This is a genomic window from Microbulbifer maximicatervae (SeqCode), assembly GCF_052466985.1.
Genome location: NZ_CP174298.1, coordinates 127,480 through 143,680, shown reverse-complemented (window position 1 = coordinate 143,680; position 16,201 = coordinate 127,480). Strand labels below are relative to the sequence as shown.

The 16,201-nt window shown below is 46.5% G+C and carries 20 protein-coding genes; 1 reads left to right on the top strand and 19 read right to left on the bottom strand.

The window, feature by feature from the left end:
- The first annotated feature begins 4 nt into the window (after positions 1-4).
- Positions 5-1,303 (top strand): HupE/UreJ family protein, encoded by a 1,299-nt coding sequence (locus ACJJI3_RS00655; protein ID WP_444941133.1) that lies wholly within the window; start codon positions 5-7, stop codon positions 1,301-1,303.
- A gap of 171 nt (positions 1,304-1,474) precedes the next feature.
- Here ACJJI3_RS00655 and ACJJI3_RS00650 read toward each other — a convergent pair whose 3' ends face one another.
- The 19 genes from ACJJI3_RS00650 to ACJJI3_RS00560 form a co-directional block, all read right to left on the bottom strand.
- The gene (locus ACJJI3_RS00650) at positions 1,475-1,876 is read right to left on the bottom strand and encodes a GFA family protein (protein WP_444941132.1); all 402 of its coding nucleotides are present in this window, start codon (positions 1,874-1,876) and stop codon (positions 1,475-1,477) included.
- Positions 1,877-2,407: 531 nt separating this feature from the next.
- Entirely contained in the window at positions 2,408-3,256 is an 849-nt protein-coding gene (locus ACJJI3_RS00645; protein ID WP_444941131.1) for a TolB-like translocation protein, read from the bottom strand.
- A gap of 624 nt (positions 3,257-3,880) precedes the next feature.
- The gene (locus tag ACJJI3_RS00640; RefSeq protein ID WP_444893205.1) at positions 3,881-4,453 is read right to left on the bottom strand and encodes an NAD(P)H-dependent oxidoreductase; all 573 of its coding nucleotides are present in this window, start codon (positions 4,451-4,453) and stop codon (positions 3,881-3,883) included.
- 36 nt (positions 4,454-4,489) lie between these two features.
- Entirely contained in the window at positions 4,490-4,867 is a 378-nt protein-coding gene (locus ACJJI3_RS00635; protein ID WP_444907669.1) for a MerR family transcriptional regulator, read from the bottom strand.
- 380 nt (positions 4,868-5,247) lie between these two features.
- Positions 5,248-5,865 (bottom strand): FAD-dependent oxidoreductase, encoded by a 618-nt coding sequence (locus ACJJI3_RS00630; protein WP_444941130.1) that lies wholly within the window; start codon positions 5,863-5,865, stop codon positions 5,248-5,250.
- The gene (locus ACJJI3_RS00625) at positions 5,862-6,146 is read right to left on the bottom strand and encodes a hypothetical protein (RefSeq protein ID WP_444941129.1); all 285 of its coding nucleotides are present in this window, start codon (positions 6,144-6,146) and stop codon (positions 5,862-5,864) included. Before ACJJI3_RS00625 ends, ACJJI3_RS00630 begins: the two co-directional genes overlap by 4 nt.
- 3 nt (positions 6,147-6,149) lie before the next feature.
- Positions 6,150-6,641 carry a GNAT family N-acetyltransferase gene (locus ACJJI3_RS00620; RefSeq protein WP_444941128.1) on the bottom strand — a complete coding sequence of 164 codons (492 nt, stop codon included), beginning with the start codon at positions 6,639-6,641 and terminating at the stop codon, positions 6,150-6,152.
- Positions 6,642-6,876: 235 nt separating this feature from the next.
- Positions 6,877-7,497 (bottom strand): TrmH family RNA methyltransferase, encoded by a 621-nt coding sequence (locus ACJJI3_RS00615; protein ID WP_444941127.1) that lies wholly within the window; start codon positions 7,495-7,497, stop codon positions 6,877-6,879.
- A 10-nt stretch (positions 7,498-7,507) separates the two neighbouring features.
- Positions 7,508-7,945, bottom strand: a complete 438-nt coding sequence (locus tag ACJJI3_RS00610; RefSeq protein WP_444941126.1) for a hypothetical protein — start codon at positions 7,943-7,945, stop codon at positions 7,508-7,510.
- Positions 7,946-8,034: 89 nt separating this feature from the next.
- The gene (locus ACJJI3_RS00605) at positions 8,035-8,652 is read right to left on the bottom strand and encodes a hypothetical protein (protein WP_444941125.1); all 618 of its coding nucleotides are present in this window, start codon (positions 8,650-8,652) and stop codon (positions 8,035-8,037) included.
- A gap of 81 nt (positions 8,653-8,733) precedes the next feature.
- Positions 8,734-9,168, bottom strand: a complete 435-nt coding sequence (locus ACJJI3_RS00600) for a hypothetical protein (protein WP_444941124.1) — start codon at positions 9,166-9,168, stop codon at positions 8,734-8,736.
- A 77-nt stretch (positions 9,169-9,245) separates the two neighbouring features.
- Positions 9,246-9,590 (bottom strand): hypothetical protein, encoded by a 345-nt coding sequence (locus ACJJI3_RS00595; RefSeq protein WP_413662792.1) that lies wholly within the window; start codon positions 9,588-9,590, stop codon positions 9,246-9,248.
- Positions 9,591-9,894: 304 nt separating this feature from the next.
- Complete coding sequence (locus tag ACJJI3_RS00590) at positions 9,895-10,785, bottom strand: hypothetical protein (RefSeq protein WP_444941123.1); 891 nt, start codon at positions 10,783-10,785, stop codon at positions 9,895-9,897.
- Positions 10,786-10,936: 151 nt separating this feature from the next.
- On the bottom strand, positions 10,937-12,421 hold the full coding sequence (gene lysS / locus ACJJI3_RS00585) for a lysine--tRNA ligase (RefSeq protein WP_108733981.1): 1,485 nt from the start codon (positions 12,419-12,421) through the stop codon (positions 10,937-10,939).
- A gap of 72 nt (positions 12,422-12,493) precedes the next feature.
- Positions 12,494-13,589, bottom strand: a protein-coding gene (gene prfB / locus ACJJI3_RS00580; RefSeq protein ID WP_413662795.1) for a peptide chain release factor 2 whose coding sequence is annotated in 2 segments (ribosomal slippage) — positions 12,494-13,516 and positions 13,518-13,589 — 1,095 coding nt in all. Because the reading frame shifts where the segments join, the coding sequence is not laid out codon by codon here.
- Positions 13,590-13,692: 103 nt separating this feature from the next.
- Positions 13,693-14,085 (bottom strand): MerR family transcriptional regulator, encoded by a 393-nt coding sequence (locus ACJJI3_RS00575; RefSeq protein ID WP_444893197.1) that lies wholly within the window; start codon positions 14,083-14,085, stop codon positions 13,693-13,695.
- Between the two features lie 24 nt (positions 14,086-14,109).
- Positions 14,110-14,568, bottom strand: coding sequence for a hypothetical protein (locus tag ACJJI3_RS00570; RefSeq protein WP_444941122.1), 459 nt, complete (start codon positions 14,566-14,568; stop codon positions 14,110-14,112).
- A 33-nt stretch (positions 14,569-14,601) separates the two neighbouring features.
- Positions 14,602-15,228 (bottom strand): LysE family translocator, encoded by a 627-nt coding sequence (locus ACJJI3_RS00565; protein ID WP_444941121.1) that lies wholly within the window; start codon positions 15,226-15,228, stop codon positions 14,602-14,604.
- A gap of 8 nt (positions 15,229-15,236) precedes the next feature.
- Positions 15,237-16,148 carry a DMT family transporter gene (locus ACJJI3_RS00560; protein WP_444893194.1) on the bottom strand — a complete coding sequence of 304 codons (912 nt, stop codon included), beginning with the start codon at positions 16,146-16,148 and terminating at the stop codon, positions 15,237-15,239.
- Positions 16,149-16,201: the final 53 nt, after the last annotated feature.

The following is a 16,201-nucleotide window of genomic DNA, read 5'->3' as shown; positions in this document are numbered from 1 at the left end:
AGCCATGAAAAACAGCACACTCAAGTTGCCCGCGATGATTGTTCTATATCTCCTCATATCCAGCATCAGCGGGCAAGCACAAGCGCATTTCCTTCTCAACCTCAATGTACGGATTTTCCATATAGAGCACACAGCCAGTGGTGCCAACCTATATATGAGAGTGCCTATGCCCTATTTACTGGCAGATAAAACAGGACTGGGGCGCGACCCCTATACTGGCAAACTCTCACAACCCGCGCCCTATACCAAAAACTCCTTGGATCAAGGTGACTTGGTCCACTATGTTGACTTTCAACAGCTGGAGCTAGCGCCTCTAGGACTCGGTGATATTGCAGAGAGAGCCACTCTTCTCCGCAATACTGACAAGCAGATAAAAGGCGATGTAAAAGCCGTGCGCCTGTATCGGATAGGAAATGAACCAGGTTTTGCAACGCTGGAGGAGGCACAGCAGGCATTTTTGCAGCAATATTTACCTGAAGATACCAATCAACGGTTGTATGTGGGTGACACCTTGGTTGATATTCAGATCTTCTACCCTCTGGAAGCTCCCCTTGGAGAATACCAACTATCCAGCTCTCTTAACCCCGGCCTCCCCAACCAGGAAGATACCGCCAACCTGGTACTGGATTACAACCCAGGCAGGACCCAGGTCTTTCGCTCACGCGGTCTTATGCAAAAGCCACTACTGATTACCCACTCCTCAATAGACGCTGTGAAGACTTTTCTGGTGGAGGGCATCGCCCATATCCTGAAGGGGGTGGACCACATGTTGTTTGTACTCTGCCTAAGCCTCGGTGCACTCAGCCTACCGCTACTCTTATGGCGCGCTACCGGCTTTACCATCGGTCACAGTATCACCCTCTCAGCCGGATTCTTTGGCTTTGTTCCCACAGTCAGCTGGTTCGTACCTATGGTAGAAACCGGTATCGCCCTATCCATAATCTATATGGCCTGGATATCACTACACAGGGAAGACACTAAGATCACAGGCAGCGAAAGTACAATCTTTATCGGCACCTGCATGCTCGGCCTACTCCACGGCCTGGGTTTTTCATTTGTATTACATGAAATACTCCAAGTTGACTCCCCGAATATCTGGCAAAGCCTCTTGGCCTTCAACCTGGGGGTAGAAGCCGGGCAAGTACTCATAATTCTTGCCATATGGCCCCTTGCCTATTTGGCCAGTCGATGGAAAAAGGAGTGGGAAATCCGGATACGTTATTCTGTTGCTGGACTCTGTAGCGCAATTGCTTTTATATGGACATTAGATGGAGGATATGAGCTTGTTTCGGTAATTTTCTAAACAGGAGAATGAGTTTTCTCTCTGGTTATTACAGCCGAGATAATACACCTAAAAATGCCTTGTATTCTCAAGATCCAGAGACAAAACTCACTCCAAAATTAATCTCCCTGTCACTACACACGTAATAATGAGTAAAAATATAAAGCGCAATAAACCAGGACGTTAAATAAATTAAGACCCAAACCCCTTGGGATGCTGCTTCCCGGCGTCACCTATTACTTCCCAAGAGGCCTTTGAGTCAACCCATAAATGATGAACCACTTTTAGATTCTCGTTACCATCTACCAAGCTTCCTGCAGGAATGTAAGTATTTAAAGAATCATTATCTCCGGGCAGAGTCGAACCGCAAGTAGCGCAAAAATTTGTATGCCAATCATGCCCGGGCTTAGACCAATACTTAAGGTTCTCCTTACCTTTAACCCAACTAAACTTCTCAGTAGGCACAATAGCTACAGTAATAGCGCCACTCCCTGTGGAACGACGACAGATTGAACAGTGGCACATATATAAATCTGTGAGGGATTCTTGTATCTCATAAGCTATCTCTCCACAATTGCATTCACCTTTAGTCAAAAAGACACTCCTTTTTAGTAATATAAAGATACAAAGCCCACATATCTGAGACATCTACACCACCTTGTATAGATTTTAACCGATCATAGAGCCCCAAAAGAGCATCTATTCGCACTGAACAATCCCTCCAGCTAATTTTAACTCCGGTATTAGCTATCTGTTCTACAATAAATGTCTCAGGCTGAACTTCCGCTCCAAATAGATAAAATGTTATCAGAAAGAACAGGCTTTTGTGGTGCGCATATCTATTTGCACAAGCCTTAATCTAACCTTATTTCTCTCAACATTGATTCAAGTTTTCGATAGTTAATGGCTAATAGAGGCTGAGTTGAGTAATTTATAAAAGTCAGCGACAGCACACTTAGTGTGGTACTCACTTTCATACTTGGTGAAAGGATTCTATACAACTTAACAGGTTGCTGCGGAATCAACCAGGACTCTAAGTCGTGGAGACTGGAAATATCATCAAAGAATTTAAATTTAGCAACATGATGATAGATACAGAGATCTAGGCGTAGCTTAGTGTAAATTTTATTTAGGCCTAAGGGCCTCAATAAACTCCGCATCTACCCACATTATTTCAAAATTCGGAGGAGTACAACGCCGACAGTAAAAAAGATATTTCCCATCAGGTGTTACATATCCACCACCATCTTCCCCCTCTGTATTGATCTTATCACCGAAGTTAATAGCCGCACCCCATGAGCCATCTTGTTGACGAAAGCTTATGTACATATCGCTATCACCATATCCACCCTCTCTTTCACTATCCCAGATAATGTAGGACTCATCAGGGGCAATAAACGGATGAGCAGTCCACTTGCCTGTATTTATCTGCTCTCCAAAAGGTTTTGGCGCTTCACGCTTACCATCTAACAGACGCGAATAGCGAAGAATACCATCTCCATTTGAACCTACTTCATCAAATACAAAGGTTCCTTTTGCAGAAGCCGTAAGGCGCATGATACGAAAGTCTTCAAATAGTGGCCCCAGGCTTTTAGGTTCTGACCAACCATTGTCAGTGCGTTCTCTATATCGATTTCTAGAATACATTGTTTGACCATCAGGTGAGATAGAGCCACCCCAGGCCACTTCCGATTCATACCAACGATTACCCTCAAGCTTGAATACAACTTTCGAAGACTCGCCACTTTGGTGATATCTTCTTGTAACGTAGTACTCCTGCATATCAGGCGTGAAGTAGCCACCCCAATCCCGATACTCTTTCGAGGGATTAGGAGCGAATAACTTTGGAGTTAACCCAGGAGGTTTCTGCCCAAGATAGGGCCCTTCAAGAGCTGTCTGTGTATCCTGACTATAACTGTTAACACCCAGGGCTAGCAGTGAGAGTAGAGCCATTGAAATACAAAGGTTCCTCATGACATATCCTTGCTTAAATATGAAGTAATAAGCAATCAATGTATCTATTCAGGCTTTATAACACCTGACGTCCATATGAATTTTGCCTGATTCTTGTGGGAAGAGGTGTGATCCGCCGGCTAATTGTATGAAATATGCTCAAAAGTGGCTCTACAGCGAAGATCCACAGCTCCCTTTTGTCTTCCATATATACTGACCTTACGGCTCATTTCGTATTACCAATCCACACCGGGCCCCCAATTGCAGAGAGAATTATCGGAACACGACGATCTTAAACCTACATAAATACGCCTCAGATATTCATCTATTCGGCGTAAGTAAATCTACAAATTTGCTCAAAAGAAATAGATGATGGTTTAAACAACTGAGTAGCGAGTACTATTTTCTAACACCAACCGAATGATCAATTTTCATCCTGCGGGATTAAGAATGAGCGATACTATAGCCCCAATGGCTGTTGCACTTTCTACCAGATAGAAATCAATCTGGTAGAAAGTGCAGCTCAATTAGATACATTGCCTGAAATACACTTTCTTAGATCTCTACCGATTGAAGATAAGATATCGTCAAGCGTATTGATTGTCGTTAGGAAGTCGTAATTAACATAGATTGATTTGTTCTAGGTTATATACAGCTAGCACCAAGTTCCTTAACAGCTTTCAACCAGGAACCCTGTTGATTCTTATCAGACATAATCATTGAACCAAATAAATTAACCTCTGCTTTCGAGAAGCCGCAATATTGAAGAGTAAATCGATCAAGCTGCTCTAATACTGGCTTTGCTTGTTCTTCTAAATATTCTATAGGGGCATCCATTGTCAAAATTATTCTTGATGTTTTGCCTTTAAGAAGCTGTATGGGTTCTGCACTACCACTCTCAAATTTAAAGGTAATTCCGGGAAGAAAAGATCGATCAATCAAGCCTTTGAGCTTTCCTGGCAATCCGCCCCACCAAATAGGCGACACCACAACAATATGCTGTGCCCATTTAAGAGTCTCTTGAAATTCAGATAGACAATCCTCCAATACTTGATAATCATCGTACCCAAACTCTAAATTCGAATTGAAGTCCATTTCCGACAGGTTATATCGACGAACATTAGCCTGTCTCTTTGCTTCAGACTCATAGACATCGCTCAACTGCTTAACAAAACTGTTCTTCTTTGGATTGCCATTTAAAAGTAGGATATTTTTCATCTCGTCATACTATTGCTTAAAAACACGATGAAAAGTCTACCGTCTCCCCTTAAGGGGAGGGTCAAGGCTTTTATGACAGGAATCTATAGACGCAATACATTGATCAACCTTTTCAGCTTTATTAGAAAGTGATTCCAATTCAGCCTCAATTTTTCTTTTTACTTTCTTCAGAAAGACACTGATTCGAGCCCAATCAACCTCTCCATTATGGTACCGAATAACATCCTTTAACTCAGCCAAAGTCACCCCAAGTGCTTTAGCTTCTGAGATCAAAGTAAGAATTTCAACATCTTCTGCCGTATAGACTCTATATCTGCCCTGCCTTTTAGGAACGGCAATGAGGCCTTTTTCCTCATAAAATCTTATCGCCTTTACAGTGAGATTCGTCCTTCTTGACACCTCTCCTATAAACATACAGACCTCCTACCTATGCTCAATTTCCCATTGAGATTGCAGCCTATGAAAAATATTCATCACACGAAAGGATCCATCCATAAGCTTGGGCCTTCGCCAGCCCTTACGGGCACCTAGTAGAAACTCATACGAGCTGGAGCTCACTTCTTACATTCTCATACTTTCGGCACAAACATTACGTTGAAGAAAGTAAATACGCAATACCGCAAATTAAGAAGAAAAGACCATCTGGTTTTCTGTGATCAACTCAGACGGGGGAACCTACCTACGTAAATAAACTACTATTAATGGCAGTAACACCCCCTATGCCGCCTCATACGCATCTAGCAGGTATGATTAGCTCTAGACTACCTCTTAATTGATTCTCAAGGGCATTTGAGCTACACCTGTCTCTGTACCGGTCGGCGTAACAATGGCATAACTAGGTGTTTTATAAGGCTTAACCTTTTACCTTTGGCTTGATTAATGATAACGCTCGCTAAAATGCCTCCTTGAACGTTTGCTATATAGCCGTGCTTATTTTCATCCATAGTAGAGCAATCATCTATCGCATAAAGGTTAGAATAACCTCTAACCCGCATATATTCGTCCACTTTAATTAATCCCATCTTATCTAACACTCCGGGTAATTCTGTTTTTAGAAACTCGGTATTTGGCGACATACCTACACATTCATAAACCAAGTCTGCCTTGAAAGTTTCTTGAGTATTCATAGAACGGTAAATTGCACCTTCCTTAACTAGCCGGGTATTGAGATGTACGCTAACACCCTTAGCCGTAAGCTGTTCTAGCGCCCCGGGGTTCATAAAGCCATGAAGGTAAGTGGAATGATGGACCTCCACTTGCTCTTTCTGCTTCAACGTCTGCATGACCTCTAATACAGAAAAATGAGGCTCCATCGCCGGGAATATCAAGTGCGTAGGAAATATAGGATCAATTTTGGCGTAATGGCGAATTTGTGAACTATAAAATAAAATTGCCCCTGAAACATTACTCAAACCTGATGATCAGATAACCTCCATATGGCCGATGCACCAATACTAAAACCTACTAAACTCACATGACCAAATGATGCGCCGATTCTCTCTGATAATTTTTCAACGTATTTATCGAGCCCAACCTTTGATGTAAAATATGAATACGCCTCAACCTCACAATCAAAATTCATCAATTCTGAATTATACGGATCAACTATCTCTACACTACCAGGAAGATCAGCTGCAAATCGCTCTAACGCTTTTGTACGACCAAAAATATCTGAAACCAAGATCCAAGTCATAGCTTATTTTTTCATGTAACAAGAAAGAAACGATTCACCGATCAGCTTTAATTTACTCTGTACATATTTATCAAGTTCGATACAGTATGTCGTAAAACATCGGCCCAACAGCTCAGCTTTATGTACTGTTTTGGATATTCTTTTCAAAGCTCTGTATTCCGGCCTACTGTCAAGCAAATGACACACTATTTCCTTATGCCCCAATTCCTTAGCCCAACCGATCATTGTTTTGAATACCGAGAGCCCAGAACCCCAAAACTGTTGGGATATGACAACAGCCATCTCAAAACCGCTATCGTCAGGTTGAAGACCACACCACCCAGCTAATACTCCACCGATGTAAATTAGTCGAACACGGCACCCAGTCAGGGAATCTACTTCTAACTTAAACTTGATCCACTCATTAAGGCTTTGGTCATCAAAGTATTCATGTTTAATTAAGTGCTCCCTAAGTGAATCCTCATTGAGTACAGCTAACAGCTCGTCTCGATTCACTTGAGTTAGCTCCTTAAACTCTATCCTGCTCATATTAAAGTAATTTTGACTTTCTCGTTTTGAGGGTAACTTTAAAGACGAAATAATTTTTGCTTGCTTTATGAGTTACCCAAGAGTAATTGCGACCGAAAGGTAGGCGCCTATTCAATGGGGAAAGTTTCTTTATCTATTTGAGGAAAAGAATGCAGCCATCGTGCAAAAAACACACAAATAGGACGTCAATTTCATCACTTTATTAGTCGCTACGGTTTGCTCTCTTGTACTTTTCCTGGTACTCGCGGCGCTGCTTAGTAACTTCATATAATACAATTCCAGAAGTTGTTCCGAGGTTCAGGCTTTCAATCATTCCAAACATTGGAATGGATACGCAGAAAGCGCTATTCTCGACTGCAAGATCACTTATACCTCTAGATTCGTTGCCAAACCAAACAGCCAGTTTTGGCTGAGTATAATCAGCCTCATGCAATATAAAGTTGTCTTTTCCTTTTACATGGGGAGAGGTGACAATCGAGATAAATCTGTTTTTCGCCAAATGAGCCAGACATTCCTCGGTACTATCAAAACGCTTGACGAAGCTCCATTTGATCGCAGAGACAGACGGTTTTGAGAGTGATTTCCTTTCTCTCATTTCCTGCCAGTCATCGGGTATTAGGTTACGTGGATCAACAATATACGTTTTTTCAACGCCCAACGCATTGACGTTTCTAATGACTGTTCCAATATTCTTAATATCCATTGGGCACTCGAGAACAGCTATCAGATTTTTACAGCGATAAGGCTTAATTTCATCGGCTCTTTTTCGAGCATCACTTTTATCAATTTTCATATTTTTGAAGATCCCGGATAATTTATTCATCCCCAATACTTCAATTAGCCGATGCCTTAGAGTTCGACTGAATTGACCTTTTAAGTGACACCCAAATTATAACTAACAAAAAGAGCAACCAAAGAATTAGCTGCCCAACAGGCAGCCAGTTACCGTGCTTTGCAGCTATGATTACACCTGAATCTATAGATACAAATGCCATAAGTAAAATGTAAAAACCACTATTTACCAGATAAAGTGGAAAAATAAACCGCCTAATTTTACGGACATATAAACTAATGATTGCAAAGAATGCACTGGCTATATAAGAACCAAGAGCGATCTTGATTAGTGTGGGATCATCACCACCAGATGAAAGTGGACGGAATAGTTCACCATCTTGCCTAACAGCCATAAACAGCTGATCTTGGGGTAGGAGAAATCCGAGCCCCGCCAATACAATGCTACAGAGAAGAATAAGATAGTCACGCATAGTCATTTAACATCTCGATAAAAAGTCAGAGCGGGCGATTCTTGTAGAAGCCCAGACATTTTGGGCCCTTTACTTAAATTGCATTACTATTTATTTTAATCGAAATAACCTCGAGACTTTAATACAGTCTCTTCTTTAATTCGAAATAATTCATCAAGGTATACGCCTTGCCGACAAATGGCTTTACCATTTCGATGCTCAAAAACTGGCTCTGGAAACTCCCTCTTAGCAAAAGTTTCATTGTACATGATAGTGCTGTATTCAATTTCTGGGTAGAAATCGATATTTTCTAGCGGTTTGGGTTCTATTTCATATTCCTCATACTCAAAAGGAGTGCCACAATAAGCCCAGAGCCCTGATCTAGTCTTATAAACATCAAAGAATTGATATTTCTCATGGTATATCTCCCCATTATGCTCAGAAACAAAGAGAAGGACATATTTATATTTTGAGAATTCTGGTGTTCCGTAATGGTCATAAGCTTCAAACGATATCACATTTGAGGCATAGTCACCGTGTACTTTTTCAATAACTCTGTACTTTGCTTTGAAAGCTAGATCCATAAGAACAAAATCGCCATCAATACTGGGCTGGAACTCATAGAAGTAAATTTGCTCTCCAACAAATGCAAAAATTGTACTTTCACTCTCAATTTTTGGAGTAGCACAAGCATTAAGTGAAGTCATCACTAGTAAAATAAATATATTTTTCAATCTACAATTCCTTTTATCAGAAAACATCCTGTGCACCCACGAAAAAGTGTAGCCACGACTCTTACATCGGGTATTTTTTTATTATGAGCTATCCACAGTCTCCCACTGTTCTAATATACTTGAGCACGGTGTTGCGACACCTGCTTCTAAAATGATATGCGCATTCGGAGTGAATTCGCCTGATCCACCATTACCAACTTCATAGGTAAGGAAACCTTCTTTATATACGCACCAGCTCCAAAAGTAATGTTCTGCCCCATGAATCATCAACGATTCAATTCTCCAATCTTTAATTATGGGAAACTCAGCCTTACCAGAGTAATCAGTCTTTATACTCATACGAGTACGCTCTTCACCGTACGGATAAGCTCCAGCAATTAAGGTGACAACAGCATCACTGACAGGGTTTCCAACCTCGTTGATTACCACCATCTCAGCCCTAGGCTGAATTGTTTTATTGATTGGATAGCAACCCGAAATTATAATAGCGAAAAGAATATAAATTATTATTTTCATACTAGATATCATAACGCCCACAGCTCATGTAGGTTTGTAGTGAATACTAAGACGAAACGGAAAAGCCATCGCTGCACCTAAGCTTGCAATGCACTATTACCTTGTCGCTCAAAGTCATATTTTAGCCCCTGCGGCAAGGTGTAGTACCCACTCTCATTAATTGAAACATACATTGTTTTGCCTGCAACTTTTGGCTCCCAACCTGAACTCAATGCAAATTCTACAGCCTCTCTTACAGACTTTGGTGACAGAGTAAAGTACCAACTACTAGCATCTATATACAATAGAGATTTGGTGTTTCTAGCGAGATGTACTCGAATATGGAATTCCTTGTATGGATACAAAAAAAGATTCTCTTGATTAGCTACCCAGAAATAAATGCTATTTCCAATATGTAATTTTCGTTTGATTTTATTTGTCATGATTGTGCATTTTATTTATATGTTAGCCCTCAAACCACTATTATCTTGACTACTATTTCAAATGTAAATCAACTGCTCACATTTACCTTTCACTATCATTTCAATTAGATGTACATAAACGAGACCATCGAACCAAATAAAAAAGTATGATCAATATAACCACTATCAAATGTTGCAGATAGATAACCAACTATTTGATTTTAAGATTATTACTCTAAAAATCTTAGCCTCTTCATAAATAACGGTCACTAAGAAGATCATTGAGCGACCCCACACGCTTTAATCAAAAATAGAACTCGCTCAACTACCACCGCCAAGTCGCCGCTATATACGGCCCATGTTGAGTAATATCATAAGCAAAACGCCCATCAGAGAGTCGATCGGAATAATCAATACTGTAATACTGATACCCAAAACGCAGCGAGGTTGTCTTCCAGGCGCGCCAGTCGAATCCGGCTAGTAGATTCCACTGTAAGTCATCACCCCCAGCGCCAAAGCCTCCCAATTCCGTGCGTACAGCAATGGTTAGGCATTCAGTAATTCCGATTGCACCTCGCGCAGATAGTGTAGGTTCCCACCAACTCTGTTTGCCTCCGAGGCGATTCCTGAACTCGGGTCTGGGGCCTATATTAATTCCCGCTCGTGCTTTCACTTCCTGCTTTAATCGGTTCCAGCGCAAACCCGCTCCCACATCAACGAAGTACTTTCGCCCACTATTAGCCAGGTTCCCTTCCAAAATCCGGTAACCGGCTAGGGCATTTATCCAGCCCTGGCGAGCATCCACTTCCACATCAATATCTACATCGATATCCAGCTGTGGGTTTCGCGGCGGGGTGATGGTTGCTCCCTTGTCCAGTCTGAGGTGCACATAGTAGAGATCCGCCACTACCCCAAAGCGCCCTTTCCAGGCTTCCAGACGTACAGAAAATGCAGCGTTGAGGAGCTCCAGGGTTTTGCTTAAATCCAGATCAATATCGACACTGGTGTCAGCGACAGTGGAAGTCCCTTTAGTGCGAAGCGGGAGGAAAAGATAGGGAGTGGCAAGGAAGCGCCAGTCATCAGGCTCTTTGGAAGTTAGGCTGGCAGCCGGTGCAGGCTCCGAACTTTGCGCAGCGGCGGTACAGGAGATAAAGCTACAGAGCGTTAGCGCCAATATTTGCCTTGCGCTTTTCTCTTTCGCCTGTCCCTGTTTCATAGCAGCAACCGCTCCAAATCATTCGAGGCCCGATAGAGCACCAATGAATAAGGATAGATAGAGCTGAGGGAAGTTTCAGAGTGAGGAAATCTGCGGCATAGGGGGAGGAAATACTGCCGGGCAGGTAAAACTACCCGGCAGTGAGAAGCGATTAGTCGTTCGCTTCAGGGCGCATATGCGGGAACAGCAGTACGTCGCGAATCGACGGAGAGTTGGTAAACAGCATTACCAGACGGTCGATACCGATGCCCTCACCAGCGGTGGGCGGCAGGCCGTATTCCAGCGCGCGGATATAGTCGGCGTCGTAGTGCATGGCTTCGTCGTCACCGGCATCTTTCTCCGCAACCTGGGCTTTGAAGCGTTCAGCCTGATCTTCCGCGTCGTTCAACTCGGAGAATCCATTGGCAATCTCGCGGCCGCCAACGAAGAATTCAAAGCGGTCGGTAACAAACGGATTGTCATCGTTACGGCGAGCCAACGGAGACACTTCGGTTGGGTACTCAGTGATAAAGGTCGGCTGGTCGAGACGGTGCTCTACAGTCTTCTCGAAGATCTCGATCTGTACCTTACCCAGGCCCCAGCTATCTTTCAGCGGGATTTCCAGCTTCTCGGCTACCGCGCGGGCGGATTCGATATTGTCGATATCGGCCGCAGTGAGTTCCGGGTTGTAGTGCAGGATGGAGTCGAACACAGACAAACGCGCGAACGGCTTGGAGAAGTCGTAGCTGCTGTCCTGGTATTCCACAGTGGTGGAGCCCAGTACATCTTCACAGATACCGCGCAGCATCTTCTCGGTGAGGTCCATCAGGTCGTTGTAGTCCGCGTACGCCTGGTAGAACTCAAGCATGGTGAATTCGGGGTTGTGGCGCGTGGACAGACCCTCGTTGCGGAAGTTGCGGTTGATCTCGTAAACCCGCTCAAAACCACCCACAACCAGACGCTTCAAGTACAGCTCCGGGGCAATACGCAGGTACATATCGATATCCAGCGCATTGTGGTGGGTAACGAACGGACGCGCGCTGGCACCGCCGGGAATAACTTGCAGCATGGGCGTTTCCACTTCCATAAACTGCTGGGCGTTGAGGAAATCGCGGATGTACTCGATCACCTTGGAGCGCACGCGGAACACTTCGCGGGCTTCCGGCGTGGCGATCAGGTCCACGTAGCGCTGGCGATAACGCATTTCCTGATCGGCAATGCCGTGGAATTTTTCCGGCAGCGGGCGCAGCGCTTTGGTCAGCAGGCTGTACTCTTCACAGTTGACGTAGAGATCGCCCTTGCCGGATTTGTGCAGTGTGCCTTTTACGCCGACGATATCGCCGATATCCCAGGCACCGAAGCGCTCTTTAATATCTTTCTGTGCCGCTTTATCGGCGTATAGCTGGATGCGGTCAGACACATCCTGGATCACCATAAAGGGTCCGCGTTTAGCCAGGATTCGCCCTGCTACGCACGCCCGTTTACCCAGTTCTTCCAGCTCCTCTTTCTGTTTATCGCCGAACTCAGCTTGCAGGTCGGCAGCGAGGTTCTCGCGGCGAAAACTGTTGGGGAAAGCATTGCCCTTCTCGCGCAGAGCGGAAAGCTTGGTGCGGCGCTCGGCGATCAGTTTGTTTTCGTCTTGCTGGATATCAGTCATGGTGATCTATCAGTTTTGTGATTGATATTGCCCCTCATCGACGAGGGGCGCGGTGAGAGTGGAGACTTTAAATCAGAGGCCGGCTTTGAGGCTGGCTTCGATAAATTGGTCCAGGTCTCCGTCCAGTACTGCCTGGCAGTTGCTGGTCTGGACATTGGTGCGCAGGTCCTTGATACGCTGGTCGTCCAACACGTAGGAGCGAATCTGGCTGCCCCAACCGATGTCGGCCTTGCTGTCTTCCATGGCCTGCTTCTCTGCATTGCGCTTGAGCATTTCCTGCTCGTACATTTTTGCGCGCAGCATTTTCCAGGCTTTATCGCGGTTCTGGTGCTGGGAGCGCTCGCTCTGGCACTGCACGACGATACCGGATTCTGTGTGGGTCAAACGCACCGCAGAATCGGTTTTGTTCACGTGCTGACCACCGGCGCCGGACGCGCGGTAGGTATCCTCACGCACCTGGGATTTGTCGATTTCAATCTCGATATTGTCATCGATCTCCGGTGATACAAATACCGAGCTAAAAGAAGTGTGACGGCGGTTGCCGGAATCAAACGGCGATTTGCGCACCAGGCGGTGTACGCCGGTTTCCGTGCGCAACCAGCCGAAAGCGTGGTCGCCGGCGAAATGCACAGTGGCACTCTTGATACCGGCAACTTCCCCTGCGGAGACCTCTTCCAGGGTGGTCTTGAAGCCGTGGGCTTCACCCCAGCGCAGGTACATACGCAGGATCATTTCCGCCCAGTCCTGGGCCTCGGTACCGCCGGAGCCGGCCTGGATATCCAGATAGGCGTTGTTCTCGTCGTTCTCGCCGGAGAACATACGGCGGAATTCCAGAATCCCCAGCTGCTGCTGGAGACCTTCGATCTCAGTGGAGACCTCCCCTACGGAGTCCTCATCATTTTCCTCGACGGCCATTTCCAACAGTTCGCGGCAATCGGCGATGCCGGAGTCGAGGTTTTCGATGGTATTAACCACCGTTTCCAGGGAGGAGCGCTCGCGCCCCAGTTCCTGTGCGCGGCTGGGGTCGTCCCAAACGCTCGGCTCGGCCAGCTCCAGCTCTACTTCGGTAAGGCGTTCTTTCTTGCTGGCGTAGTCAAAGATACCCCCTAAGAACGTCGGTGCGCTCTTCGAGGTCTTTTAATTGATTGATGAGGGGATTGATTTCCATGAACTTTCGGTGTCCGGACAAAATAAAAAGCGGCGCGCATTCTACCGCAGCGCGCGGGGGTCCTTCCAGTCAGATAGGGGCTGATATGGCGGCAAATCCTCTACTAGGCGGTCTGTCCCGAGAGCTTTTCCAGAATTGCGCAGTCCGGGGACTCATTGCCGGCGCAGCTATCGGCAAAGGCCCGCAAGGTTGCGCGCATCCCCAGCAGGGTCTGCAACTGCTCTTCGAGCTGCCCGAGCTTGTGATTGACCAGGTCTTTGGTCTCGCGGCTGTGGCGCTCCGGGTTATCCCGCAACCCCAGCAGCGCCCGGACCTCCTCAGTGGTAAAGCCACAGGCCCGCGCGCGGCGCACGAAGCAGAGGGTTTCAACATCGGCAGTGGAGTAATCCCGATAGCCATTAGCAGAGCGGCCGGGCACCACCAGGCCAATATTTTCGTAGTGCCGCAGGGCTTTTGCACTGAGCCCCGAATTCTCTGCGGCCTGGGAAATATTCACGATTACCCCACTTAAGGTTTCAACTCAGGCACTGTTGTCCCGACAGGCAGCAAACTGATACTGCACTTTCTCCGCGGGGCTATATCCCAGCTCAATTGAGGCATCCAGGGCATCCATACCGACCAAGTGCATCAGGATATCTCCTGTGGGTGCGCCACATACGGCGGGGAACATCCTGTCGGTGCGGACTCCACAGCGGGACTCCTGCACCTTCACCCCATTGTCACTCAACTTGGCCTGACTCTGCTGAAGAGTCATACCACCCCCTTCACACTGCTTGCTGCCACTGCCGCGGTAAATCCACACCATTTCCCCTGGCCTCATAGTCGCTGCAGGAGGCGTGGGTGCGACTTCGGGCTCCGCCGCGCCGGGTGTGTTCTCAACCTCGTTCTCCATCGCTTTCTCCTCCCTCGACTGGCCGCAAGCCGCCACTGAGATAATCAGGGCCGATACCCATAAGAATGACAACCGTTTTTTCAACACAGAACATCCTCCATAAAGCGATAAATAGCCGTGTCAGGATAACGCCAACCAGGCTCCCACCGATAGCATCAAAGTACCAGAAATCCGATTAACCAAACGCACATTTTCAGACCGCTCCAACAATCGACTCAGGGCCTGGCCGCCACTGGCATAAATCAGCAGGCACAACGCCTCCAAAAGCAGCAATATCGCCAGCAAGACTGAAAGCTGGGGTATCAGAGGTTTGGTATCGTTAATAAATGGCGGTAATAACGCAATAAAAAACGCCCAGCCCTTGGGGTTAGCCACAGCTGTAACAAAACCCTGTAGTGCCAGCGCTCTTCGCGATGGTCGGCTAGCGTCGACCGTATCACCCTGATCCATCAGAGCCAGCTGCCCCCGGGAGCGCCACATCTGCACGCCTATCCAGGCCAAATAGGCGGCCCCGCAGTATTTGAGCAGCTGAAATAAAGTCGGATACTGAACCATCAATACCGCAGCACCAAGTGCAGAGGTAATCGCCACCGACGCAACACCGATCAACTCCCCCACCATCATCCACAGAGTCTGGCGCACGCCCAGGGTAATTCCCAGACTGAGCGATAGCATCATGCAGAGCCCCGGTGTGACCGAGGCAAAGAAGCTTGCGGGAACAAAGAGTGCCAGTGTCGATAATTCCATTGATATTCCTAGTGGTGAGTACCGCTATGGTTGCCGTAATGACTGACCAGCATCCCCGCCAGCATCAAACCACAGCCAATTAACTCCGTGGTATTGAGCATTTCATTGAGGAATAGCCAGCCCGCCGCCAGGGCGAAAACTGCCTCCAGGCTCATAATTACGGTAGCGTGAGAAGGCGCGGCGTAGCGTTGGGCCAAGAGTTGGAAAGTAAACGCCAGTGCCGTGGAGAAAATCATCATATAGGCGATAGGCCAAGCCGCATCGATCGCCGATTGCAGTGTCGCCTCTTCGGTAAATAGCGAAGCTACGGCGGACAAAAGGCCACACACCAGGAACTGGATACAGGCCAGCCTCAGGGCATCGTAGCGTTTTACCAATCGATCTGCCGTCAATACCTGAATGGCAAAAACAAAGGCGCTGGCAAATACCATTAAGTCGCCCACCAGCTGGGATTCTTCACTGAAGTCCGCCAACCAATAGAGACCGAACAAAGCGAGACCAATTCCCATCCAGGTCCAGCGATTGGTTTTATGCCCCAGGGACAAACCGATCACCGGCACCAGCAGTAAATAAAAACCGGTAATAAATCCAGCGCGGCCGGCAGTGGTATACAGCAGGCTCACCTGTTGCAGTGCCGCGCCTAGAAACAGCCAAAAACCCAACAGTGCGCCACCGGGCAGGCAGGCGCGCCAGGTGTGATTCACCGATTGCCCTTCGGCTTCACCGGGCTGGGCATCGCGACGGGAGGACAACCAGTAAACGATAGGGATCAGGATTAAACCGCCGAGAATAAAACGCCATGCGTTAAATGCCAGCGGCTCAATATCCGCCATGGCAATCTTTTGCGGCACAAAGGCAACGCCCCAGAAGAGAGCGGCTAATAACAGTAGGACTTCGGCCTGGACTTGTTTACGTTTCACTACTTTTTACTTCCAAACAACTTGGGAGCTGCTGCAAAAAACTCCGTGTTTTT